Here is a 263-nt window from a genome sequence, read left to right on the forward strand (position 1 = left end):
GGGGCCAGGCTGAGCGCGGCCGGGCCGTGGTCGGACGCGGGCAGCAGCGGCGAGGGGGCCGTGTGGGGGCTGTGCAAAGGGAGCGGCCAGAAGCCGTATCAGACGGTGATAGACACCAAGGGCCCGGCGTACAAGTGCAGTTGCCCGAGCCGCAAGTTCCCGTGCAAGCACGCGCTGGGGCTGTTGCTGCTCTGGGCGGCGGAGGGGGCGTCCGCGGTCAGGACGGTCGTGGACGTGGGCGAGGGGGCGGCGCCCGACTGGGC

General features: G+C 73.8%; 1 protein-coding gene. It reads left to right on the forward strand.

All coding sequences use genetic code 11. The features are described from left to right. Nucleotides 1–263, forward strand: a 263-nt coding sequence (locus BHU15_RS38405) for an SWIM zinc finger family protein (protein WP_171908395.1), incomplete at both ends; no start/stop codon positions are given.

This window comes from Streptomyces niveus (assembly GCF_001723055.1).
Taxonomy (GTDB): Bacteria; Actinomycetota; Actinomycetes; order Streptomycetales; family Streptomycetaceae; genus Streptomyces; species Streptomyces niveus.